20 protein-coding genes are annotated in these 26,705 nt (G+C 35.0%); 6 read left to right on the forward strand and 14 right to left on the reverse strand.

Annotation, left to right across the window (positions count from 1 at the left end; translation table 11 throughout):
- Position 1 precedes the first annotated feature (1 nt).
- The 5 genes from OO013_RS00160 to OO013_RS00180 are packed head-to-tail and all read left to right on the forward strand — an operon-like array spanning position 2 to position 6,222.
- Positions 2–2,122, forward strand: coding sequence for a M43 family zinc metalloprotease (locus OO013_RS00160; protein WP_266054487.1), 2,121 nt, complete (start codon positions 2–4; stop codon positions 2,120–2,122).
- Between the two features lie 50 nt (positions 2,123–2,172).
- Positions 2,173–3,249 carry a D-alanine--D-alanine ligase family protein gene (locus OO013_RS00165; RefSeq protein WP_266054488.1) on the forward strand — a complete coding sequence of 359 codons (1,077 nt, stop codon included), beginning with the start codon at positions 2,173–2,175 and terminating at the stop codon, positions 3,247–3,249.
- A gap of 3 nt (positions 3,250–3,252) precedes the next feature.
- Complete coding sequence (locus tag OO013_RS00170; protein WP_266054489.1) at positions 3,253–4,086, forward strand: PASTA domain-containing protein; 834 nt, start codon at positions 3,253–3,255, stop codon at positions 4,084–4,086.
- A gap of 1 nt (position 4,087) precedes the next feature.
- A complete protein-coding gene (locus tag OO013_RS00175; protein ID WP_266054490.1) occupies positions 4,088–5,908 on the forward strand; it encodes a T9SS type A sorting domain-containing protein in 1,821 nt (606 codons plus the stop codon).
- Positions 5,905–6,222 carry a rhodanese-like domain-containing protein gene (locus tag OO013_RS00180; protein ID WP_266054491.1) on the forward strand — a complete coding sequence of 106 codons (318 nt, stop codon included), beginning with the start codon at positions 5,905–5,907 and terminating at the stop codon, positions 6,220–6,222. Before OO013_RS00175 ends, OO013_RS00180 begins: the two co-directional genes overlap by 4 nt.
- A 52-nt stretch (positions 6,223–6,274) precedes the next feature.
- Here the strand turns inward: OO013_RS00180 and OO013_RS00185 are convergent, their stop codons facing one another.
- Positions 6,275–7,063, reverse strand: coding sequence for a porin family protein (locus OO013_RS00185; protein ID WP_266054492.1), 789 nt, complete (start codon positions 7,061–7,063; stop codon positions 6,275–6,277).
- An 82-nt stretch (positions 7,064–7,145) separates the two neighbouring features.
- A complete protein-coding gene (locus tag OO013_RS00190) occupies positions 7,146–7,745 on the reverse strand; it encodes a DUF4136 domain-containing protein (RefSeq protein ID WP_266054493.1) in 600 nt (199 codons plus the stop codon).
- A 382-nt stretch (positions 7,746–8,127) separates the two neighbouring features.
- Here OO013_RS00190 and OO013_RS00195 point away from each other — a divergent pair, with 382 nt between their 5' ends.
- Positions 8,128–9,009, forward strand: coding sequence for a peptidoglycan-binding protein (locus OO013_RS00195; RefSeq protein WP_266054494.1), 882 nt, complete (start codon positions 8,128–8,130; stop codon positions 9,007–9,009).
- Positions 9,010–9,063: 54 nt separating this feature from the next.
- Here OO013_RS00195 and manA read toward each other — a convergent pair whose 3' ends face one another.
- From manA to OO013_RS00255, 12 genes are all read right to left on the reverse strand, one after another.
- Positions 9,064–10,266 (reverse strand): mannose-6-phosphate isomerase, class I, encoded by a 1,203-nt coding sequence (gene manA / locus OO013_RS00200; protein ID WP_266054495.1) that lies wholly within the window; start codon positions 10,264–10,266, stop codon positions 9,064–9,066.
- A gap of 11 nt (positions 10,267–10,277) precedes the next feature.
- Positions 10,278–10,787: a hypothetical protein gene (locus OO013_RS00205; RefSeq protein ID WP_266054496.1), complete on the reverse strand. Its 510-nt coding sequence runs from the start codon at positions 10,785–10,787 to the stop codon at positions 10,278–10,280.
- Complete coding sequence (locus tag OO013_RS00210; protein WP_266054497.1) at positions 10,784–12,067, reverse strand: glycoside hydrolase 5 family protein; 1,284 nt, start codon at positions 12,065–12,067, stop codon at positions 10,784–10,786. The genes OO013_RS00205 and OO013_RS00210 overlap by 4 nt, the downstream gene beginning before the upstream one ends.
- Positions 12,068–12,134: 67 nt before the next feature.
- Positions 12,135–16,223 carry a two-component regulator propeller domain-containing protein gene (locus OO013_RS00215; protein ID WP_266054498.1) on the reverse strand — a complete coding sequence of 1,363 codons (4,089 nt, stop codon included), beginning with the start codon at positions 16,221–16,223 and terminating at the stop codon, positions 12,135–12,137.
- A 17-nt stretch (positions 16,224–16,240) separates the two neighbouring features.
- Positions 16,241–17,422, reverse strand: coding sequence for an AGE family epimerase/isomerase (locus OO013_RS00220; protein WP_266054499.1), 1,182 nt, complete (start codon positions 17,420–17,422; stop codon positions 16,241–16,243).
- Between the two features lie 22 nt (positions 17,423–17,444).
- Entirely contained in the window at positions 17,445–18,869 is a 1,425-nt protein-coding gene (locus OO013_RS00225) for an MFS transporter (protein WP_266054500.1), read from the reverse strand.
- Positions 18,853–20,025, reverse strand: coding sequence for a glycoside hydrolase family 130 protein (locus tag OO013_RS00230; protein WP_305067167.1), 1,173 nt, complete (start codon positions 20,023–20,025; stop codon positions 18,853–18,855). The genes OO013_RS00225 and OO013_RS00230 overlap by 17 nt, the downstream gene beginning before the upstream one ends.
- Positions 20,018–20,197 carry a hypothetical protein gene (locus tag OO013_RS00235; protein WP_266054501.1) on the reverse strand — a complete coding sequence of 60 codons (180 nt, stop codon included), beginning with the start codon at positions 20,195–20,197 and terminating at the stop codon, positions 20,018–20,020. Before OO013_RS00235 ends, OO013_RS00230 begins: the two co-directional genes overlap by 8 nt.
- Positions 20,194–22,818, reverse strand: coding sequence for a T9SS type A sorting domain-containing protein (locus OO013_RS00240; protein ID WP_266054502.1), 2,625 nt, complete (start codon positions 22,816–22,818; stop codon positions 20,194–20,196). Before OO013_RS00240 ends, OO013_RS00235 begins: the two co-directional genes overlap by 4 nt.
- Positions 22,815–23,945 carry a glycoside hydrolase family 26 protein gene (locus OO013_RS00245; RefSeq protein ID WP_266054503.1) on the reverse strand — a complete coding sequence of 377 codons (1,131 nt, stop codon included), beginning with the start codon at positions 23,943–23,945 and terminating at the stop codon, positions 22,815–22,817. The genes OO013_RS00240 and OO013_RS00245 overlap by 4 nt, the downstream gene beginning before the upstream one ends.
- A gap of 75 nt (positions 23,946–24,020) precedes the next feature.
- Complete coding sequence (locus tag OO013_RS00250; protein ID WP_266054504.1) at positions 24,021–25,031, reverse strand: hypothetical protein; 1,011 nt, start codon at positions 25,029–25,031, stop codon at positions 24,021–24,023.
- A gap of 30 nt (positions 25,032–25,061) precedes the next feature.
- Positions 25,062–26,702, reverse strand: a complete 1,641-nt coding sequence (locus tag OO013_RS00255; protein ID WP_266054506.1) for a RagB/SusD family nutrient uptake outer membrane protein — start codon at positions 26,700–26,702, stop codon at positions 25,062–25,064.
- Positions 26,703–26,705: the final 3 nt, after the last annotated feature.

Genomic DNA, 26,705 nt, shown 5'->3' on the forward strand with positions numbered 1-26,705 from the left:
AATGATAAGATTTAATTTTTTAGCTCTTCTTATAATAATATTGATTCAGTTCCGTGCCTTTCCGCAAGAAAAGTGCGGAACTGTTTTATTATCTAAGCAAAAGTATGGAGACTCATATCAAAAAAAGGTCTTAAACTTTGAACGGTGGCTAAATAAAAAAGAATCAGAATCCAATAAAATATTTAATTTCAATGAAGGTAATGTGGTTCAAATTCCCGTTGTAATCCATATTGTACATAATGGAGAGCAATTGGGAGTCGAAACTAATATTCCTCAAGAGCAGATTCTTAATCAACTGGAAACACTAAATGAAGATTTCAGGAGAATGAATGCTGATTCAGTTTTTACAAGAAGTTTTTTCAAACCCTTCGCTGCTGATACTCAAATAGAATTCGTCCTGGCAAAACAAGATCCGAATGGACTTCCCACTACAGGTATCGTCCGAACACAAGGTCCTCAGAATTCATATTCGTTGAGCCAATCTGATGAATTTGAACTTAAGTCTTCAAGTTATTGGCCTGCGGAAGACTACCTTAATATTTGGGTTGCAGACCTGAGCTTTACTCTAATAGGTTATGCACAGTTTCCAGTTAGTGATTTACCTGGATTGGAAATTGCTCCAGATAATAGACTTACTGATGGAGTAGCTATAGATTATGAATATTTTGGAACAGGATTTAATACAGTCCCATCCAGTAAAGGCAGGACCCTTACTCATGAAATTGGCCATTTTTTTGGTTTAAGACATATTTGGGGTGATGGAAGTTGTGATGCCAGTGATTATGTAGCTGACACTCCAAATCAGTTAACTTCTACAAATGGTTGTCCGGAAATTAGTTTTACTTGTGAAAGTGAAGATATGTTTGAAAATTATATGGATTATACTCGTGATGAATGCATGAACATTTTCACCCGGGATCAATCTTCCAGAATGCATATAGTTTTAAATGAAAGTCCACGAAGAGCAAGCCTTCTGACTTCTCCGGGCCTGATTCCCCCTGAGGAATATAACAATGACCTTCGAATAGGTGATATATTATATCCTGGATTAATTCATTCAGATGAAATTTTGACTCCTGAGTTTGAAATCATTAATGCAGGAAAAACGGCTGTAGAAGATTTCACTATAGATATTATTGGTGGATCGAACAGAATAACATTAACACCTACCTCTCCCATCCCGGCAGGGGAATCAGTTATTGTATCTGGAGCTGACCTGACTTTGTTAGAATCTGAAAATTTTAAACAGGAAATTTTAGTGAAAATTAATTTTTCCGAAGACGAAAATTTATCTGACAACACTAAAAACAAGACTTTTTATTATCATCCTTTTCAATTGGTTGTACCATTTAGAGAACGATTCGAAGGACCAACCAATTGGTTGAATATTGATGAAGAAAATCAATTAAAATGGCAGTATACTAATTCAGTATTTTCACCTTCGGGAGAGTCTTGTATAGTAGGAACTTTTGACAATATATTTGAAACAATTGGTAACCCAATAATCATTACACCCGAATTTGATCTTTCCGAAACTAATGAAGCTTCAGTTTTTATTGATGTAAGCTACAGACCTGCTTCAGGTACAATAACTGATATATTAAATATACTTTTATCTACAAATGGTGGCGAAAGCTTTGATGTAAATTTAGCAACCATTTCAGCAAGTACATTAAACTCTGAACCTTTTAGAGGATCATGGCAACCCTCTTCTATCTCTGACTGGACAAGGGTATTTATTGACCTTACAGATTATGCTGGAGAAAAAAATTTAAGAATGGCATTTCAGGGTATTAACAATGGTAGTAATAATTTTTATTTCGACAACATCGAATTATTTCTGAGTAACAATCCAGAGCCATTATTTTTGAATGAACCTGATGTAAGAGTGTATCCAAACCCTTCAATTGATTATACGAACATCTCATTCTATCTTGATAAAATACAGGATCTCAACATAAGGTTAATAAACAGTAGAGGTCAAATTCTGGAAGAAAATCGAATAGAAAATGTGCTTAATCAAAATTACCGTCAAGACTTAAGAAATTTAAGTTCAGGAATATATTTTATTCAAATTCAAGGAGAAACTTTCACGACAACTAAAAGAATCCTCAGGCAGTAATATATATAGAGTATTTTTTAATATTTTAGCCATCCAGTTATAAATTATCAATGCAAAAAAAGAAAGTAGCACTTTTATACGGAGGTAAATCTGTGGAACATGATATTTCTATCAGATCTGCAAAGAACATATTTGATGCAGTAGACAAAGAGAAATATCAGGTTTATTGTATAGGAATATCCAAAACCGGAGGATGGTATCTTACGGACAAGGTTATTAATAATATAACTCAAGGCGTACCTTTATCTTTACAACTCAACAATGGTAAAATGTCTTTCTCAACCGCAGAAGGGCAAAACTTACTTTTTGATGTTGCTTTTCCTGCACTTCATGGAACAGATGGTGAGGATGGCAATATTCAAGGAATGCTGGAAGTTACCGGAACTGCTTATGCGGGATCTGATGTAATGGGTTCTTCCATTGCAATGAATAAATTTTTCACTAAGCAAATACTTGAAAAGCAAGGCATTCCTGTTTGTAAATATCTTTATTTCACATACCAGGACGATCCCGAATTTGAATTCATTACTGATAAATTAGGGCTTCCTTTTATAATTAAACCTATAAACCTTGGTTCTTCAGTGGGCGTTTCAAAAGTAAAATCCAAAGCAGATTTTAAAACAGCATTGAAAGAAGCCTTTAAATACGATAATGAAATAATCGCTGAAGAGTTTGTTTCAGCCAGGGAACTTGAATGCAGTGTGCTCGTAGAAAACAACGAAATAAAAGCTTCTGTTCCAGGAGAAATAGTCGTTGACAAAGAATATGAATTTTATACTTTTCAGGCAAAATATGTTGATAGCAAAGCTGCTAAGCTGGAAATTCCTGCTTCAGTACCTGAAAACATAGAAAATACTATTAAGAATCTATCCATCAATGCATTCAAAGCGGTTGGGTGCCAGGGATTTGCCAGAGTAGATGTTTTTTACCAGGAAGACCAGGGAATGTGTTACATTAATGAAATTAATACAATTCCTGGATTCACTAATTCTTCAATGTTTCCAATGATGTGGAAGCATGATGGATACACTTTTTCAAGCCTCATCGATACAATTATTACTGAGGCAATATATCGCTTTGAAAGAAAAACACGTTTAAAAACTAACTTTAATTCAGGATTAGAGTAAAATATGAATTTTAAAAAATTTTTTCCGAAATCAAATACATTGCAAGGCCTTCTACTTAATATCGGGCTTATTCTTATAGCAACGTTTTTTATTCTTTATTTGGTATTTTATGTGATATTACCAAAAATCACTCTTCACGGAGAAGTGATAACAGTTCCTAATGTTACTTTAAAAACCATTGAAGATCTTGAAGAAGATCTTTTATCCAGAAATCTGGAATATGAAATTAAACCTGATTCTGACTTCAATAAAAATTTCCCTGCTGAAGTAGTATTGAAGCAATATCCAGAGCCAGGTACTAAGGTGAAAAAAGGAAGAGTAGTATCATTAACTTTGAATGCTTCTCACCCACCAGAAATAAAAATGCCAAAACTGGTCGATTCCGGGGTGAAAAGTGCCATGAAAGAATTAAAAAGTTATGGCTTAGAAGTTGGAGAGATAATTTATGAACCGGGTATGGCTAACCTTGTTTTGGATCAACAAATTGATGGAAAAACTATAGAGCCTGGAACAATGATTTACAAAGGCACACCAGTAGATCTGGTTGTCGGAGACCAGGGAGCTCCTATAGATAACCCTAATATTAAAGGTTTAAATTATTTTGAAGCAGAAACGATTCTCTTAGGTTCTGGCTTGAAAATTGGAGAGATCTTTCAGCAATCGGTACCTGCAGACTCAGCTGGACCTGGTACAGTTCTTAGACAAATGCCTCCTGCCGGTCAAAAAGTTTACACTGGTACGTTGATAGATCTTTGGATTGTCGAGGTTGACAGTTCTGCAATAGAAGAAATGAAATTAATGAATTCAGGAAGAGGAGAATCTCCTGATTTTAATTAGTATGTTTAAATATCTACTGAACATATCCATATTTATTATTTTCTGGAATAGTGCATTTTCCCAGATTGAGGAAGTAATGATTACCTCCCAAACTGGAAAAACTAGTGCTTTTGCAGTCGTACGTCAATCAAATGACACATTAATTAATCAAATTCCTTTATTTGATGACTTTTCTGACCATAGAACTGGATTTAAACAGAATTTATGGCTGATAAATGAAAATGTTGAAATACTAGAAACTGGGGGGAAGAACATCCCCTCTATAGGTAGTATAAGATTTGACGGAACTAGAGGAAATGGGACACCATATTCAAATGCCAATGTAAATGGTTATGCTGATGAATTGACTTCTCACATAGTTGATCTTAGTATGATCCCTGCTAATCAAAGAGATTCAACTTATCTTGGGTTTTACTATCAAAAACAAGGTTTTGGAGAGATACCAGACAGTGAAGACTCTCTGATAATTGAATTTTTATCTCCCTCAGAAAATTGGATCAATGCTTTGAGTATATCAGGATCAGATTTAACACAAACAGATACATTCTTTTACCAATCTATAAAAATTCCTGATTCCTTATTTCATCAAAAATTTATGTTCAGGTTTCGGAATTACGGAAATCTGTCGGGTCCATTTGATGCCTGGAATATTGATTATATAACTCTTTTAAACAATGAAGACGGACGTGAAGGAATTTATCCAGACCGAGCTTTAGTTAGCATGCCTGGTCAGCTATTTGGACAGTATTTCTCAATGCCTCTCGACCACCTGAAGGAAAACATCCCTCCAAACACTTCACCAATTGGGGTATTTGGAAAAAGCCTTTCATCGAATTTAAGAGTAGTCGAATATGGCATGAACCTTTTAAATGCTGAAACAGGAGAACTTATAGATTCATTGCAAAAGCCAATCGTTAAGGACACACTTTTTTCAAGGCTTGGTCAAAAATTATATTATTCAATACCCGAAAAGGAAATTAACACTCTGGAAAATTACCTTTTAAATTATGAAGGTGATAGTCTTTTCATTGAAGGCTTTTTTTATTCTCAACCTGATGATTCAATTTTTTACAATTCTGTAGATTTCAGAGTCAATGATACTGTTAGCGTTAAATATCCTTTTATAGATTATTATGCTTACGATGATCACAAACCAGAGGCTGGTTCGCAAGCCAATGGAAGTGGTTCTATTATAGTAGCTGAATATATTATACCTAAATCAGATACATTAACTGCAATAGATATTTATTTCTTAAACGATGCGGGAGAACTAATTGTACCTTATGCTTCAACTGATTTATCGCAAAATCAAAATAAAAGAACAGCATCTGTAATCCTGCCCAGTGACGGCTCCCCTGCCAGATACAAAATTGATCCAGTATTTGTTGAAGACACAATTTATGTTGGGTTTCAAAAGTTTGCTGATTTTGGATTGCCTGTCGGATTGGATAAAAATTCCGATAATGGGGATAAAATATTTTATAACCTTGATGGAATCTGGCAAAAAAACAGAGAAGTAAAAGGAAGTATCATGATACGGCCAGTATTTGGAAAACAGGAAATCATTACGGGAATTAAATCACCAGACAACACTTCTAATAAAATAAAAATATATCCAAACCCTTCTAATGGGTATATTAAGCTAACCGAAAGTGTTAACCATTGGTCAATTTATAATGTTAAAGGCCAGTTGATTCTTCAAAATGATGAATATAAAAAAGAAAATATAATAGATTTGCAAAATCTTCCTGAAGGATTATACATCTTTCATGGAATCGACATTAACAATAGTCCGATCAAGTTAAAATTTATTATTCAATGAAAAACCACTTATCACCACAGGAATACCTAAGCCTAAAGGAGAATATGCCCACCTTGATAACTATTGATGTGAGAGAAAAGTGGGAGCATGAGGAAGACCCTATCGGTACTATTCATATCAGCGTATATGATCTACCAAAAAACCTGGAAAAAATCATCCAGTACAAAAATCATGATATCGTAGTTTGTTGCAAAACAGGAAAAAGAGGATTAATTGCCATGAAGCTACTGAAGGCTAATGGTTTTACTTCAGTAAAAAACCTTTCAGGCGGATATGTGGCTTTGAAAGAAAGCTATCAAACTAATTCTCATTAAACACGGCGTTGGTATAGATCCATCTTTTTACATCCAGCAAAGAACGTGATATTTATCGCCTAGGACCAGTTGATCTTCTACTATGACTTTTTCTTTGGATTGTGAAAAATTTAACTTGCTTAAGTAAAGTAACTCCGATATAAAAAGACTGAGGTGAGCTTTCTATATCATGTTTAACGTTCAAAAACTCACCATAAGGATCAACAAAAATTTCGTCATCCCTTCCAATATTTGAATGCCCTCTTCTATATTGCGCTTCAAGAGAAACGATATAACCTCGCTCAAATTTATAAAAATATCCAAATCCAAAATTCATACTCCATCCAACCCTGTTTAAATCAGAAGCATTAAAAGTGGATCGATCTCCATCTCTTGGTCCTTCCTTAAAAGTATAATTTAATTCTTCAAAGGTCAGTGGACTGCCAACTTGGGGTGTAATTGTTCCACTACCACCCAGAAAAAGGTTTAAAGATGGCCCCACACTAAAAAAGAATCGGCTATTACCAGTAGGCAAACTAATCCTTAGATTCAGAGGAAAATCAAGGTATCGATAATTAGCTCTATTTTTGTAGTTTAACTCAGTCTGAGTTTGGTTTTTACCCTCTACAGTAAATAATGCTCCACTTTGGATCGCAAATACATCAGAAATATCATAGTGAACAGAGAGACCTGCAGAAAAACCAGGCTTAAAACTATATGTAGATCGCTCTCTTTCAGAACTACTTCCGATATAAGAATAGCCATGACTTACTCCTATTTCAGGCCCCATATAAAGCTGAGAAAAAGAAGTAGCAGGGATTAAAAACGTAAATGCAAGTATGAAGTAATAAATCCTAACCATAAAAAAATACAATTGACCTCAAATATATAAAATCAATTGTATTTTTTTATGTTAAGGTAATAAAATTCCTAAGAATGAACGCTTAAAAGGTTCCTGAAGCCCTCTGTTGTTCTTCAACAAATAGTCGGTAACGATCAAAAATAGATCGGACGGCATTTTTAACAATCTTCTGATTATCTGTATAGGTACCTGCGTATAAACCACTGGCATATCCTTGCCATATTGTAGCTCCTTTTTTACGGTCCATGAGCTGAATAAGCATAGTCCCTCTTACTAACGGTATCTTTATGGGATCATAAGCCTCATCGTTCTTTTCGATCTCTTCTTCATCATCAGGCTGATACTTTACATAATATTCTAATTCTGGCTGATTGTAGCCTGTATATTTAAAATCTTCCTCATATAACTTATAGAAAACCAAAATATTAGGATTCTTATCCTTGTAATTATACCCTCTTACATTCATACGATAGAAAATTTCATCCCGTATCATATTCTCAAGGGTAGTATCAATCGGATGTTCTGAATACATATCCACGAAGGCAAAAGTTTTATATTTCTTAAAGACTCCTTTGTATGAATAATCAGAATCGGTTACGTATTCATTATAATTTGAACAGCTTGTTATAAACAAGGTAGCAACAAACAATATGGCTATTAGGTTGATGGATTTATTTTTCATAATACTCTTGGTGTTTAGAACTATTTACGGCTATAACATAATTTAAGATTTAATTGTTTGACTAACAACCATAATCACAGAATAAATAGTGTCAAAACAACGACAAATCAACATATTATTCTAAAACAAATTCCGGGTTTAATTATTTAGTTTAAATACAGCCTAATTAACTTTTTAACCCTTTTAATCATTCTAAGACCTTAAAAATATACCCAACCTTGGGTATTTAATATTGAAAAGAATTTAAAGAAATTCAGAAAGGCATTGAAATATTATAATGGCTACTTTTTTTTCGTAATCCTTTAAGTTCCATTTTACCCCTGAAGTTATGTTCATATTTAAAGCATCACACTTACAAAAATTATCAGTGATAAATCAATTTATGCTTCCAGAAAACGAAATGATATTTTTTGGTTTAAGAGGTTGTACGACGATACATGATGATTCAATGGAATTTAAAGAGGAACACACTATTGAAATAATAAACTACGATCATATACATCCCAACTGCATAATAGGTCAGTATCATAAAGAAAAAGGAATTGCTCTCTTCCCGGGAAGTACAGTACCTCATTTTAACTATGTTAGCAAATCTATTCCTAAAAATGGCAGAGGTACTAATATGTTACTTACGGGATATTATAGTGATTATAGAAAAGGATGGCATAAAGCAGGAAAACCTACAGGACATGAGGCATTCAGACAAGATAATAAATTACCAGTAAGAAGAACAATGGATGATGCTGATTACGATAATGATGACAGAGTGGAATACACTAGACCTTACGATAATATTCATGCCGCCTGGTGCATGAGCGCTAGTGATCAGAATTTTGCCAGTGCAGGTTGCCAGGTAATCGTAGGATATCCAAAATGCAAACGAAGAGTAGACCCAAATTTAGATTTACTCCCTGAAACTGGTCCCTGGAAATATTTCAGGCAAAATGCATACGATATTGATCAGAAGTCTTTTAACTATTTATTGTTAAACGGAAAGGATGCTTTGAAAGTAGCTACACAAGGAAACACGAAATTATCACCCCGTTTGAGATATGGGTCTCAAGGTAAATTGGTTAAGGAAGTTCAAAAAATTCTCAAGAACAAAAATTTTTATGAAGGAAGAATCGACGGAGATTTTGGTTCAAGAAGCCTGAGAGCTGTTTTAGAGTTTCAGGAAGTAAACTTCGGGTTAGATGGTGATGATGGTATCGTTGGACCTATCACAGCTTCTGCTATGGGTTTAGAATGGCCAGAACGCTATTAAGAACAATGTGGATAAGCTTTTATCAAAATATAATCTTAAGCTCATTTAATTGATTCATAATTCTACAGGACATTTTGCTTTATAGATAATTGCACTCTCATTACTTTTCAATGTATACTTTGCTCCTGCTTTCACACCAAAAACCTCACCTTTATTTAGTTTTAATAATGAATGACCAGAAACAACCACTTCTCCCTCAAGCACAATAAAAATCTCCAGATTATTCGAAATGCTTGAATATAAAGAATCCACTGATAAAGAAAGCTGACTTAGTTCGAAATCCTTCGCAGGGCTCTTATAAACTCTTTCTATGTTATCAGACTGAAGTTCACCTTCTAATTTAACAGGTAGAATAGACTCAAATTTAATATTTCTCAATAACTCAGGTACGTCAACATTTTTTTGTGTCAGACCACCCCGTAATACATTATCAGAATTAGCCATCAATTCCATATTCTGACCTTCTAAATATGCATGGGGAATTCCTGCATCTTGAAAAATTGCCTCTCCTGGATTCAATTTGACAATGTTGAAAAAGAATATGGAATATATACCTTTATCCATTTTATTATCAATACAAAAAGATTCAAATGCTTTTTTTGCCCAATATTCCGGGCTCGACTTATTCCATTCAAGCTTAGAAGATAAAAGTCTGCTTTTTAATGCAGATAATACTTTATCTGTTTCTGATTGTGGCTCAAGCATCACTTGCTGATATAACTTTTTAATAGAGCCTTCTTTAAAGACAGGCAACAAATGAGCTAATTCTGGCACCTGTTTTAAATTATCACCTAAATCATTATCTGATAAAAATCCATGTAAAAGCCAAAATTCACTAAGGGCAACCATAATCTCAGGTTTATGATTGTTGTCCTTATAATTCCTATAAGAAGAATTGAGAGGTATTCCTTTTTCATTCTCTTTTGTATAGCCCTTTTCAGCTTCTTTCTTGGAAGGATGAACTTGTATGGATAACATGTCATTTACATCTAACACCTTAAACAAATATGGCAGCCTTCCAAATTTTTTAAAAACAGGATAACCCAATAATTCGATCGGTTTTTGTTCAATGAGTTCTTTAAGGGACTGACCATTGTTTTCTACTATTGAAGGGCCTTTAATATGGTCTCCCATCCAATACTCTGCATAGGTATTACCATCAGGCTGAATACCCACCAAATGAGGAAGGAAACATTCACCTCCCCAGGAATAATTTTGCATTACTCCTTTAATTTTAAATATCTCTGGTAAATCCAATTGTATTATGATTAATCGTTATTATTAATAGAATCAACTATTCTTTCAATTGGATAAAGACCTCTATGTTGTACTTTTTGAATACCATTATCATCGTACCATAGCATATATGGATAAACTAATTCTTTTTCTAAAAATGGATTAACTTCCTCTTTCTTGGCCTGAGCAAAAGTAATAGATGAGCTTTCTTCCGGAAAAACAGATTTTTTTAAATCTTTAATCACTTCCAGTTCTTCAAATAACACAAATACTACCTCTGTGTTCACAAAGCTATCCATATAATTTTTAACCTCACCTATTTCCATTTTACAGTAATCACATTGAGAATTTATCAGAAAAACAATTGTATGTTTATTATCTCCTAAACTTGCAACTGATGTTATAGTATTATCTAAAAGGACTAGTGATATATTCGGGATAGAAGGCTTATCATTATTATCAGGCTTAAAAAAAATATAGATCTGATAAACAATTAATATCCCAATTAGAACCAATACACCTGTTTTAAAATACTTTATCATTTTACTAATTCATTAATTTTGATTGCATATTCATTTATAATTTTGATAGTGGTGGTATCATGATCATATACAGAATACCATCCTTGTCTCTCATGTGGGGGATCCCCTATCAAATCACTATTTTTTCCCCACATTCCTCCCGGTTCAGATGCCTTTCCTTCTCCTCCCCATGACCAGAAGTTACACCCCTGAATCAAACCACCTTCTTTTATATTTTTATAGGTATAATCAAATAGATATTCATAAAATTTATTTCTGTAGTGAATTGGTGAAGTCATTGAAAAATCAGCATTATCCCTACTAACCCCAAACTCTTCAATAACAACAGGTTTCTTTAACTTAGCTGCTTTATTTAATTGATTATCCAAATACTGTTGTGCTTTTTGAATTGCTTCTGAAAATGTCTCCACGTTATAAGGATCATACCAGCCCCAGTTTTGAATCCAAAGATGAATTGTTGCATAATCAATAGCTTCAAAATGATTGTCTTTATATAAATCAATCCCATCCCTTTCTGATCCTCCATCTCCTTCAGCCCCGAGTGAAATCATGTGGTTCCCATCAATTCGATCCAGAAAATCAGATGTTGTTTTAATCCATACCCTATACTCCTCTTTTTTATTATACCCCCTTGGCTCATTGGCTAATTGCCAGGAAAGTATGGTTGGGTCATTCTTATATTTAATACCGGATATTGTATTTCGGCGGTTAACAATCTTTCTTAAGTGCTTCCTGAAAAGTCTTTGTGCTTTTTTGTTATCATAAAACAAAAGAGAGTAATTAATAAACGGCTCCCAAGTGCCATTCTTTTCAATATCAGGCAAGGGAATTTCTGTACCTTCAGCCCAGGAAATATATTGAGGCATCCCTCCACTCCACATCCAAAAATTATTTAACACCACAACAGCGGTCATGTCTCGTTTTCTTATTTCATTTAAGAAATAGTCTAACCCTTTAAAAACCGCTTCATTATACTTGCCTTTGGAAACCAATAACGCAGGTGTTATCTGATACATCCCACTTCCTTCAGAGGACCCTAGTATTCGTAGATTTTTTATTCCCAGTGATTTCAAATGATCTAATTCTCTTATTAGTCGATCCCTATCGCCAGGTCCTGATTCCATTCCCAAATACATGCCATACCAATAGTTAGCACCGAGGAAACTATATTTTTCTTTACCCTGATAAAAATGACCAGAATCAACTCTTATGAAATCAATTTCCTGAGAGTAAAATGAAGTGTTTATTAAAAACAGAATTAAAAATACATTGAATTTCATATGACGAAATTCTATAAAACAATGACACTAATACAGGGTCATATCTACCAAATATGACAGGTAAATATTACAATTGGTCCTCATTCTCATTTAAACCATTATGGGCTTCTTCTTTATAATTTGATGGATTTACTTTAAACTGTTTTTTAAAACATTTCCTAAAATATTGAAGATCAGAAAAACCACACAAGTATGTAACCTCAGAGACTGTATATTCACCGGTTTTAAGTAATTGCGCTGCTCTTTTCAGCCGGATATTCCTTATGAATTCATTGCCAGATAGACCTAACATGGCTTTTAGCTTTCTATATAATTGCATTCTACTCAATCCTACATCCCTACCAAGATCCTCCACTGAATAGTCAGAGTTCGACATATTATTTTCTATGCTTTCTAAAGCTGTCTTTATAAAAACTTCATCTGATGAGGTAAATGAAATCATACCTGGTTCTAACTGAAGTTCATTTCTCTCATTAAAAATTTCTCTAAGCTTCCTCCTCTGTCGAATTAAATTATTTACTCGTACTTTTAACAAACTACTCGAAAAGGGCTTTGAAATATAATCATCTGCCCCACTTTCATAACCTTCAGTTTCGAAAATTAACGATGTTCTTGCTGTAAGTAAAATAACAGGAATATGAGAGGTCTTTGTATTTGTTTTGAGGTTTTTACAAAGAGTGATTCCATCCATTACAGGCATCATTACATCACTTATAATTAAATCCGGAACTTCATCTATTGCAATTTCAAGAGCCTCTTCTCCATTTGAAGCTTCTAAAACAATATATTTCCTTAAGAATGTAGACTTTATAAATGATCTGACATCAATGTTATCCTCCACAATAAGGATTTTATCAAAATCCTTTATATCAATATTATTTACTTCATTTCCCTTTAAGTCTTCCTCATTTGCAATCAATGCGTCATCCAGATACTTTTCAATCTTTTCACTATTTCTAAAATCGTCAATTATCTGCTCTTCATTAAAATGATCGCTACCTTTCCTAATTGTAATTTTAAACTCCGTCAGTTCATTTTGAATACTATTAAAAGTAATTTCTGCATGATGCAGGCGGACCAGGCTATTTACCAGTGCCAAACCGATCCCAGTCCCTCCTATTGCTGTTTCACCTGAATAAAATCTGGTAAATATTTTTTCAAAATTCTCCTTAGGTATACCAATACCATTATCCTCAACTATCAAATCAACAGTTTCGTGGTTTTCGACAATTTTAATCGTTACCTCTCCTCCTTTGGGAGTATTTTTGAATGAATTAGAAAGTAAATTGTAAAGGATTTTCTCAAATTGATCCCTGTCAAAATATAGATTAATTATGTTTGAAGAGTAGTAAATATTAAATAGTATACCTAATTCTTCAGCCCTGGAGTCAAATGATAATTTAATTTCTTTAACAAACTTTACAAAATTCCCCTCTGCGACACTAATTTTGAGGTTTCCTGATTCTGCCTTACGGAAATCTAAAAGTTGATTTATAAGTCTAAGAAGCCTGGATGCATTTCCTTTAACAATCCTTAATTGTTTTTTTGTAAACTTATCAGTACTTGTTTCAATAAGATTTTCAATTGGTCCTAAAATCAAAGTGAGTGGAGTTCGAAACTCGTGTGAAACATTAGTGAAAAACTGAAGTTTTGCTTTATTAGTGTTTTCAAGATTTTCCCTTTCAAGTCTGGCTAGTTTTAAGTTATTCTTGTAGGTAGTTCTGGCAATTATAAGATACCTAAAGCCAATCAAAAGCATAATAAAGCCTACACTAAATAATATGTATGCCCAGATAGTTTTCCACCACGGAGGTAAAATTTTGATTGCTATTTCCGCAGGATTTTCAGACCAATCGACACCATTAATAGATGCTTTTACCCGAAAGGTATAATCACCAGGTTTCAAAGTGGTAAATGATATAAATCTTTCTTTACCTAAATACACCCAATCATTATTCAAATTCGACATCTGGTATGCATAAACTATGTCGTTTTGAGAGGTAAAATTTATTCCTGTATAATGAATAGTGAAAAAATTCTGATCGTTTTTCAGGGTTATACTTTCAGTATATAGCAGACTGTTTTTAAGAATATCGTGATTCCCTCCCACCCTAAGAGGTTCATGAAACAAACTAACTCCTGAGAGATAAACATTTGGAGAATTATTATCTGTCTTTATATCATATGGATTGAAAAGATTAAACCCATTATTTCCTCCAAACACTAATCTACCATCAGAAAGTTTATACGAACTTCTAGGCATAAATTGAAAGCCTTGCAATCCATCATCCACATCAAAATTTTGAAATGTCTTTAAAACAGGATCGAATTTACTTATACCTCTATTTGTACTGATCCAAATGTTACTTTTTTCATCCTCAAGTAAGCCGACAATCACATTATTAGGCAAACCATCTTTTGTCGTGAACAATTTAAAAGAATCAGTTTCCCTGTCGTATAAATTAAGTCCTGCCCCATTCGTTCCAATCCAAATTCTATTTTTGCTGTCTACCAATACACTATTCAATGCATTAAGGGCAATTGATGATTCATCACCAGCTTTATAATGCTGGAACTTACCTGATTCAGGATCAAATCTATCCAAGCCTTTGAATTCAGTTACAATTAATAAATCTCCGTTATAATCCTCTGCAATTTGATTTATTGCGGACCCGGCAAATGATTCGGGATTATCAGGATTATGTGTATAATTTATAAAATGGTCATTTATGGGATCATATTTGCTAATTCCATTTCCCCATGTTCCAATCCAAATATTCTTTTTAGAATCTTCGAAAATCTCATAAATATTGTTATCTGTTAAAGAATTTTTGTTGTTTTCATTATGAACATAATGAGTGATTTGACCACTTGGAGATATCTTGTTTAAGCCATTCCCCCAGGTACCTACCCACAGATTTCCTTTACTATCATATTTTAAGGATAACGTTTTATCACTTGCCAAACCATTTTCTTTCTTTGTTAATTTTTTAAAAGAATGGTCCTTCTCATTATATATATTAATTCCTCCCCCATCAGTTCCAACGACAAGTTTGCCATCTTGAGTCTCCGTAAAACCTGTGATTTTATCACTTGACAAACTCCCTGGTTCGTAACCTTTCTTTTTAATGTGATTAAATTGATGGCGATAAGGGTCGTACATGCAGATCCCTCCCAGTCGGGTAGATACCCACATTCTTTCCTGATCATCAATGAGAATACTTGTAATAATATCGCTCGACAGGCTATAAATATCTCCAACTGTACTCGTGTAAGTTTCAAATATCCCATCTCCTTTGTATAGCGACAATCCATTATCAGTTGCTACCCAAATCTCCCCTGCTTCATTTTGCGTGATGTCATATACATAATTATCAGGCAACAAGCTTTCAGGACCTTTCCTAAGAAAAGTACTAGTCGAATCACTAAAGTCAATAATGCTTATTCCTGAATTAAAATGGCCTACCCAGAGATTGTTGTCCTTATCAAATAAAAGCGATATTATCTTTCTTGAACTATATAATTCTGTATTTAAGAGTTCAATTTGATTATTCTTAACAATGTAAATTCCATTTTCAGCTCCAACAAACAAAGAACCATCGGGTCCTTTTAAAATGCTATGAATAGTCTGAGCATTTAATAACTGAAAACTTTCCGGTAAATCTATAAATATGTTTTTTTGAGTGTCAAATGCATATAATCCAGCCCCTGTACCGACCCATAGAATAGAATTACCTGATATGAAAAGAGAATAAATTATATTAGCATCAGAATTATTTTTTTGTGAAACAGGGCGATAAGTAAAAAACCGGTTTAGTCGTCTATCGTATTTATTTAGCCCATCATATGTACCTATCCAAAGATTACTTGAATCTCCTTCGATCAAATCAAAAATTCTATTATTACTAATATTTAAATTTTCATTATCATTTGAACCATAGGTAAAGGTGGTAAACTCATATCCATCAAATTTATTAAGGCCATCATCGGTACCAACCCAAATATACCCCAATGAGTCTTGGATAATACAGGAAGTGTTCATATTAGAAAGGCCTCGTTCCATCCCCATATTTTCAAACCTGATATCGGTCTGTGCAAATACACTAAACACTGAGTAAAAAATGGGAATAAAATGTATTAAAAACCTAACTCTCATATATTTGACCCGTTAAACTAATTCTTTAATCGCAAATAGCATTCTATCATTGCTCTACCATTGTGATAGGGACATTTCCAGGGGCCGGCTTTATCTTCCTCCGTATCTTTCACTCCTTCTTTAGATACTTTCCAAAACCATTCTCCATGCTCCTTATCCACAAGTTTACTTTTAATAAATATCCAGGTTTTAGACGCTTGTTCCAAATACTTTATATTCTTTGTTAGTTGCCAGGCATTGATTAACCCCACCAATGCTTCGGCCTGAGGCCACCAATGTTTATCAGAATCTGTAATACCGGATTCATCTCCTTCATTCATAAGTCCACCATCTGAATCCATTCCTTTCAGTGAGGCCTCAACCATGTCAATAACTGTTTTTTCAACCTTTCTTAAAATTTCTTCGTCATCCAGAATTTCTGCGGCTTCAAACAACAACCAACTACCTTCTATATCATGCCCAAATGAAAACTCATCACTTAGAAGCTTCCAGTTATCATCATAAAAAAGATTAAAGTGATTCTCTGAAGATACAAACAAAACAATCATTATATCAATTAGGTTTTTTAATTTATCTCTTAATTTATCATTTTTCCAAACCTGATATAAATTTGTATATGCTTCAAGAATATGAAGATGGGTATTCATAGTTTTTTGGGCATTCAAGTCCTTTTCACTTAATCTCACATCATCTCTGGGATTCCACGACCGATCAAGAGCTTCATAGTATCCATTTTTATCAGGATCAAAAGCATGCTTTTCAATTAAATTAAAAAGATCTATAGAGATAGATAATGCTTTTTCTTCCCGGGTAATTTTATAATATTCCGTCAATCCATAAATAGCAAAAGACTGAGCGTATATTTGCTTTTTTGTCTCTACTGGATTCCCAATAACATCCAACAACCAATAAACTCCACCAAACTTTTGATCTATGAAATGATCGATAAAGTAATGGAATGCTCTATCTGCTATCTTTTTATATTTCGGATCAGATATTAGATTAAAAGCAGCCGAAAAGGTCCATAATATTCGTGAATTCAGGATTACTCCTTTATTAGCTTTTTCATGTAATTCATTCTTCCCATCAATTCTTCCATAAAAACCGCCACGGGTTTCATCTTGCATATTAGTTGACCAATAATCCAAAATATTGATCAGCTCATTTTTGAATTCCAGAGGATTTAATTCTTTTATCATATAAATCTGAATCATTTCATACCTAAGCTGCTACAAAATCCTTTTCTTTCTCTTTGATCAAATCCTTCTTTACTTTTGACATTGTTTCCTCATCCAGTTTGTATGATCGAATAAAAAGAAATGCCATAAATGCTCCCAGCCCCGCAATCACGCTTATCATAAGTCTTATTCCCAGAATAGCCGTTTCTGTCTGTTCAACATTGGGTTCAAACCCAAATGCGCTCAGCATCCAACCTGATAATGCACCTCCAATTGTCCAACCAAATTTTTGAGACATAGACCCCGATGAAAATACAAGCCCGGTAGCTCGTCTTCCAGTCTTCCATTCAGAATAATCTGCTATGTCTGCGTACATCGACCAGCCAAGGGGTAATACAATGCCTGAACTTATACCAAGTAGAATGTTTAATCCGTAAATAGTAAAAATCTGATTCGGTTCGACAAAAAAGAATGCAAAACTGAATATGGCAGAGGTTAATGCTGAGAGAATAAAAGTATTTTTCTTACCAAAGCGAGATGAAAGTGGTTTAGCTAAGACAACACCAATGATATTGGTGGCTAACCAAATAGACATATATGCAGAAGAAAGATTTGCAGATGACCACTCATAGGTATTGCCAAAAACTTTAACAACCTGATCACCAACTACATATTTGAAGTAAAAAAGAATAGATCCATCGCGCATTGAAATAAAAATGAGCGTTGAAATATTAGCTCCCAGCATGATAAACCAGGGCTTATTTTTCCAAAGATCTTTTACATCATCTTTAAGAGTTCCAGATTTTTCCTCTTCTGGAATAACGCGTTCTCTTGTACCAAGAAATACTAAAATAAATAGTACAGCCGCAACGATTGCATAAATTGTAATAGTTACCTGGAAGCCATCTGCCTCACTTCTGCCTTTACTAAAATATTCAATCAAAGAATTTGCAGTAGCTGTAACAAACAACCCCCCTGAGAAAGCCCCAATAAACCTCCAGGAAGCCAGCGATGTTCGTTGGTCACCATCATTAGACATCACTCCCATTAAAGACCCATAAGGAACATTTATAGCTGTGTACACCATCATCATTAAAGTATATGTCACATAAGCATATATCAACTTACCTGATTCATTAAGATCAGGTGTGGTAAACGTTAATACACCTATTAAACCAAATGGTACTGCTACCCAAAGAAGGTAGGGTCTGAACTTTCCCCACCTGGTTGTTGTACGGTCGCTAATAACACCCATAATAGGATCATTGGCTGCATCCCATACCCTTGTCACCAAAAACATAGTTCCAACTGCAGCTGCCGAGATACCAAACACATCGGTATAAAAAAATAGCATATACATGGAAAACAACTTCCAGAACATAGAAGATGCAAAATCACCAAGGCCATAAGCTACTTTTTCGGAAATTGGCAATTTCCCTATTACAAGATTCTTATCTAAGCTTTGCATTCTTCATATATTCTAAATTCTTTTTAATCAGACCATTACGTGCTTTCACGGAAGCATAAGAAGTCAATCCATCAGCAGGTGTGTTTTTGCAATAATCAATCAATCTCTCAACTGTGCTGGTTGCGACATGCATTCGGGTATCCGAAGAAGCGTAATAGATATAAACATCTCCATTTTTCTCTACCCATCCATTAGTAAATAGGACATTGGAAACATCGCCAATTCTTTCATCGCCCCTGGGAGCCATGAAGTGACCAGCTGGGGAATAGATAACTTCTGATGGATCATCCAAAGAAGTCATAAACATATATAAAACATATCTCAGTCCAGCGGCAGTATTTCTTACTCCATGGGCCAGGTGAAGCCACCCCTGGTCAGTTTTGATAGGTGTCGGCCCCTGACCATTTTTCACTTCCTTGATGGTATGATACACCTTTGGATCTATAATTTTTTGATTCTTGACTATTGGCTTTTCAATATTATCAATCAGCGCCCATGCAATTCCTCCACCACTTCCGGCATCAATAAACCCATCCTGAGGTCTTGTATATAGGGCATATTTTCCATTGACAAATTCTGGATGAAGGACCACATTTCTTTGCTGGCTTTTCCCTGAATCAAGATCAGGCAATCTTTCCCAATCAATTAAATTTTTGGTCCTCGCAATACCACACTTTGCTTCTGCGACGGATTGATCAAATTCAGGTGCGTTTTTGGGCCTGCGTTCGGTACAAAACAATCCATATATCCAGCCATCCTCATGTTTAGTGAGCCTCATATCATAAACATTGGTATCGGGCTCATCAGTCTGGGGTAAGGTGATTGGATAATCCCAGTATCTGAAATTATCAATTCCATTGTCGCTTTGGGCAACCGCAAAAAATGATTTCCTGTCATTGCCTTCAGTCCTTACCACCAGGGTGAATTTATTATCATACAATATGGCGCCTGCATTAAATGCGGCATTGATACCCTGTCTTTCAAGCATCAATGGATTTGATTCAGGGTTTAAATCATATTTCCAGAAAACTGGTACGTGATCTGAGGTAATTATTGGATGTTTATATCTTTTAAAAACGCCAGTATCTTGTACGACTTCGTTCTTTCTAGACAGAAGCTCTTCTTGATCATTTAAAAGTCTTTTAATATTATCCATGTGATTGGTAATTATTTTCTAAAAACTGAAATGAGTTAATCTGATGACTAAGATTGAGGTATTCTCCTAAATAATTTGAATAGCCAGATAAAAGCATCGAAATGGATCTTGACGGATTTGCAATTATGTTTTGAACAACATAGTGTATTTTTATGTATAGCTTTTTTCTCATCTTTTAATAAATCTTTTGAATAACTTCTCACTATCAGAGATAAATTGAATAATGTATATTCCAGGGGTATAATCTCCTATATCTAAAGATTTAATAGGATTATAATTCTGAAATTGATCAACTAATTGCCCTCCTGAATTATAAATAGCTATTTGATTAGGAATCTCATTTTGACGGCTCATATCAAGAGTCAGCCTTTTTTCTACCGGGTTAGGGTAAATGATTATTGAACTTAGCTCCTCCTGGATTCCAAGAAAATCATCCTCTACCACGATGTTGAAAGATGTTGAAACAGTTTCACCAAATGGATCAACGGCGGTAACAGTTACTACAGAAGAACCAGTTTGGTCATCTTCAAAAATCAAAGTAAGACCTACACCACCAATTGAAAATAAAGGCCGAACCAGATTATCATTAGAATTTTCAATTTGAAAAGTTAAATATTGTGGGTGCTCTACATCTATGAAAATATCTTCAAACCTGATGTAATTATTAATATTTTTAACGTTGCTCAGTTGCAGGGTTAAGTCTTCAATGGGCTTAATTACCTCAGGTGGTTGATTGTTTTCAATAAACTCTGAGGTAATTTCATTAATCTTAAAATTTCGATTTTCATCACTGTTAGCCAATAATAACCTAAGAAAGCGCCCTGAGATAGATTCATTTGTTGTATAAATAATCTCCGAGCTAAGTCCATACGTTTCATCGAAGATAGTTTGCCACGTCAAGCTATCTTCAGATACTTGAAACTCAAATGTTGAAATGGATAAATTATCCCATTGTATAGAAAAAAAGTTTTGACTTAAATTGGATTCGAGATCAATTACTAACGTATCATAATCATATGATTTACTCTCCCAGGCAGTAGCTGTATTTCCATCATTTGCATAGACATTAAATTTTTCAAATGCTTCGGTAGAAGTATAGATTGGTTTAAAGTAAGCTTGATTTTGTGCATTCCCTTCATAACTCCCCAATAAAACCACTGACTTAGTTTCTGCATACCAACCAATATTATCTGCAGCCCGAAAATTAATTTGAGTTAGCCCTGGCTTTGGATCTGTAAATTCCAACCCCACTTCAGAGTCGTTTTGAATTACTGGTATAGTTCCTGTTTCACCCGTTACTTCCAGGATGCTATAATTCAAATCATTTCCTTGTTCCTCATCATTAAAGAAATTTTTAAGATCAAGGTAAACTTCATTTCCACTAATATCTTCAACAATAGCTCTATAGGGTGTTATATTTTTTAGCACATAAGGTATTCTTTCGATATCTATATCAGCTGGTATTACCAGGTCGTCAGGAATTAGCTCAGATACAGCATTCAATCCCCTTGAAGTGGTACTAAAATCTCTGTTAAAATCAGATGTCGAAGACCAGGACCAGGACATTATTCCTGCATACCCATAGTGAACAGCTAATTCATAAGCTTTTTCAACCGAAAACCCTGGATTAATACGGCCTGCGACAGTATCTGCGGGGAACTCACCGATGACTACGGGAGCATCTAGTTCCCAATAAGAGGCCGGACGATGAAAAGGTGACTGATTTGGCCCAAAATGTTCGGGGTAGAAATGTACCTGATAAAAGTCCAAATACCCGTCTTGATCGCCACCTTCGGCTATTAGATTTTCTTTGGAGTAATAATTTTTAAATCCATCTACATCTGTATTTGTTCTTATATTCCATGCACCGTTCGACACCAATGCCTGGTTAGTGTTTCTATGAATAGCCCCTGCACACATGTTTACGAACCTCTGCACATCAGACATTTCTATTCGATCAGGAGTCCAACCAAATCTAGAAGTCATTCCTTCTGGTTCATTAAATATTTCCCAGGTCATTACGGCCGGGTGGTCTCCTAATAATTCTAATACCGGAATCAACGCATTGTCAACGTAAGATTGAATATTAACCGAATCGGTAAGAAGTAACTTTAAGGCACTTCTATCCTGATTTTGATTTTGTAACATATCAAATGACCACAAGCACATGCTGATTACTATCCCTTCATCATAAGCCATATCAAGAACTTGTTTCATCCCTTGAATAGTTTCCAGGTCAATCCCTACTACAAAACCATTTGTATTGATTTCAGGAGTGTTTGCTCCATTTGTATGAAGCCACCAACGAACAGCATTGCCGCCATTCGAAGTTATTGAATCAAACATTTCCTTATAGTATTCTTTGTCCGCTGGGGTAAACTCATTAAGGTCGTTAGCGTAGTCCTTCCAGGCTATATTCATGCCGGAAACAAATCTTGGCAGGGTATTTCCCCGAAGAGGAAGTCTGTTTTTATTATAATTTGTGGTATGACCTAGAAAAATATCCACGATATCTGAGTCTGTATTTCCTTGTTCATCTTCAATAATTAGGGTGAACCGATTTTGCTTTTCAGATATTGAAACTTCCAGAGAAATGTCATTACCTATAGTATCGTTCTGATACACCCAGAAGTAATTTAAAATGGGATTTTCGGAAGTGCTTCCTGAAGCATCCAGGGTAAAACTTGCAGGGAAAACCTCAGCCATTACCACCGTATCTCTACCCGCATCGGCCTGCTGTGAAATCACATCAAGGGTCAGAAATAAAAGAGATAGGATAAATAAAAACCTCATTTGCTCTTCTTGTATGGGTTTCTAATATCCTTAAGAAACAAGGTGCTTTCATCTTGTTCAAAGGCAATAAAATCCTCTTCATTGGGATGACCTTTATAGGGAACAAAATAGTGCTCTTTATTAGCATTTCTCCATACAAGTACCCATGCAAGGTTAGCATTGCTACTTTTCAATGGTTCTAATAATCTTTGAGTATACCAATTAGGAAGTTTAACAGTCTCATTTCCTGTTTCGGTCAAAGCAGCAAGCTTATTTCTCTTATTTGCAATGTTGGTAATTAACTTTATGCTGTTCGCAAAATCTAATAATTGCTCTTCAGAAGGTTTAGGATTGACCGGATGCCCCATATCCCAGTAATTATCCAGACCTATTATGTCAACATAATTATCTCCCGGATATCCGTAATGGTAACTTTCCCACGTAAGTTCCATCCTGCTTCTATCAGGACTGAATGCATAAATCAGATTATGTAAATTCTTTTCATTTTTCAGATAATCTACAGTAAACCTCCACAAAGAGATATATTCTTCCTCTTTATTGAAGGCTTTACCCCACCAAAACCAATCACCATTATGCTCATGAAAAGGTCTGAGAATAATTGGGATTTTGGTGAACAATCCTACCTTGCATTTCTTAATGAATCTAGCTAATTCATCCAGCTTATTAAGATAGGCCTCATGGCCTGATCCACCAGGTAATAGTTCACCAATACCTGACTCTTTATCCCAGGATGAACCACCCGTCAGCGGATTATCCATATGCCATGAAATTGTGTTTATACCACCTTTCTTATAGACATATTTTATTCCTTTGATAATCTGTTCGAATCGAAAGCTATCAATATTTACCTCTTGGCCGAGCTTACCAATATCCCAGCCTACAACTGCAGGGCGATTTCCTGAAATTAATTCCACATCGGATCCCAGGTTATACTTCCAGTCAAGACCGTATAAAATATCATCCTGATGCCCGAACATAATTTGGTCCTTATTCAAGGTTCCCAGAAATACGTACAGGTTTTTAGTTTTTCTAGTAGCTTTCTCATCTATAAGTGATAAGCTTGAAGATTGAGCGAACAAAAGACCACTCGATATAAGTCCAACAAGGAAAAATAATATTCTTTTCATAGGAATTGGTAAGTAAAAGCCAGCTCATTTGAGCCGGCCTTTATATTGATTGTGCATTAACCGAATTTCATTATTTTACTCTATCCACGGTAATTGCTCTAAAGGTCCATCTGTAATGGAAATTGCATCTAAATGAGCTTCGTAGTCACCCATAATAGCCCAGTCCTGTGCCATTAATGCAAATTTGATCATCTGGTGATTATAACTGGTTAATGAAAACTCTTTATCCGTTCCACCCCATGATTGATTTGGAAGCGCCAAACCAGGAATTTCTTCTGCTAAGGTTTCATCGTTACTAAACAATCTAGTTAAGCTTACGCTATACAATTTCCATTTACCATTTGTTGCATCCTGTAGAAAAGTGTGATAAGCCCACTCTCCAACTAATCCATCCTCAAATAGTGTTTGAAAATCAATTGTGAGTGCTGCGCTATCTGCACCTGTATTCAACCAGAAATTTAAATGAGGATCTGCCATTGTAGAAAAGTCTATAAGAGCCTCATTATCATTATCCGGATCACTATCCATAGCAGAAGGCCAGTATTTGAAATCATGCCAGTCTCTGGCCGGATCATCTGCAGCCATAACAAGCGAGATATAACTATCACCTTCAACAGCTTCTATTTCGGTGCTACCATTAAATTCAACTTGTCCAGAAGGATTATAGAAATCAGGTGCGAAAGATTCTGTTCCTGATTCGAAATCAATAACCAGACCAATACCATTTCCAACTCCAAAGTCCTGTGCACACTGTGGATCATCAGGGTTTTCAGTACAGAAGCATTCTGGATTATATTTAAATAAACAACAATATTCTGTATCTGTAGTGCCATTATCTCCTGTGGTACAATAGCAATCTACATCCTGAGTAGGAATACAACACTTATTATCAAATGGGTTTGCATCACAAAACGCATCAGGATCAAAATCAAAACATCTTGCATCTGCTGGATTTTCGGCACAAAATTGTTCCGGGTTTGAATCAAAAGTTAGTGGATCATCATCGTCATCACAAGAATTCAATAAGACCATTGTTCCTAGAACAATTGTCAGACTCATCAATAAGGTTTTAAATTTCAATTTCATGATTTATAGGTTTATTTAATTTGTTACTTATTAATTATATCCGGGATTTTGAAGTATACCCCAATCAGCTACCTCGAAAGCTGGAATAGGAAAAACCGGGATAGGGTTTACAATTGTCAAACCTTCAGTTCTTTCTCCTCCAGAAACAAACGAGTGATCTAGAATTACTGAACCGGGAGTTCCATATTTGTTCTCCATAGTGGTGACGTAACGTCCGGTTCGAACCAAATCCCAAAATCTTAGCTGCTCCATGCCAAATTCTCTTCTTCTTTCCAGATAAATAAAATCAAGCAATTCCTGACCAGATGATGGGATAACAGTATTGTCTAAAGGTGAAAAGCCGGTAGGAGTAAATCCTTCAGGATCATTTGCATCATATCCACGAGGGAAAGTACTTTGGCTTGCACGGTTTCTTATTTCAGTTAGTCGGAGTACTACCTGGGAAGGATCACCAGTATAATAGGCTGCCTCCGCATTCATTAAAAGTATATCGGCATACCTGAATTTTCGCACATTATATTCTGAACCCTTTCTCTTGCCATCTCCACCTGATCCCCAAGTACCTGGAGGTAATATTGCCTTTTTTGGATAGTATCCTGTTTGATTTCTTATACTCTCGATCATTTCAATTCCGTAAGCATGCTCTCCAATTGTCAAAGCAGTATTATGCCTTCTGGGATCGTTAGATTCAAAAGAATTTGCTAAATCATCAGTTGGAGTATTAAATCCCCACCCGCCCATAAATTGGGGATGCTGGAAAATAGACCATTCCGAACCAACATAAGGTCCTTCATTATATGGGTCAATATCATTGTCAATGGATTGAATCTCAAAAATAGATTCATTATTGTTTTCACCTATTGGATCAAACAGCTCTGCATAATTAGACACCAGGGAATAACTACCATACAGACCATCAATAAAATTGTTAGTTAAATCTAAAACTTCCTGCCACGTGTGTTGATTCGTATTATCTGTACCTAGCTGATACATGATCGCTCTGGCTAAATAAGCAGCGGCCGCTCCTTTATTAGCTCTACCAATCTCCCTCACCCCTTTTACTGGAAGTTTTTCAATTGCAAATTTAAGATCCTCTTCTATTTGAAGGTATATTTCATTGATAGGAGTGTTTGTAAAGTCCTTGGCATTAATCTGTTCTGGAGTTACGGGTTTGTCAAATAGCGGAACAGGCCCAAAAATTCTTACCAGCAAAAAATAACTATATGCTCTTATGAATTTTACTTCAGCTTCAAGTTCATCAATAACGGACTGGTCAAGAGGAGCATTTTCAAGATTTTTGAGAACAAAATTTGCCCTGGCGATTGCTACATAGTGTTTACTCCACATGACTGACAAATTGCTCGATCCTGCTCCAGAAGTAAAGTTCTTTAGAAAAGTAATTCCGGGTTGATCGCCATTTGTAGATCCTTTTTCGGAATCATCAGTACATATATCTCCAATTATAAATTCATAGGAATGACCACCAGGACCAAGAATAGAGGATTCCCCCCAACCTAATGGATCATATACTGCATTTACAGCCCTGATTGCATTCTCTTCAGAAGTAAAAAAATCTGACTCTGTTATTTCGGTTGTTGGCTCCTCAACAAGATAATCATCACAAGAAGTAATCAACAACAGAAGAATTAAGAATGAATATATTGCTTTCATGAA

Source organism: Mangrovivirga halotolerans (assembly GCF_026241165.1).
Lineage (GTDB): Bacteria > Bacteroidota > Bacteroidia > Cytophagales > Cyclobacteriaceae > Mangrovivirga > Mangrovivirga halotolerans.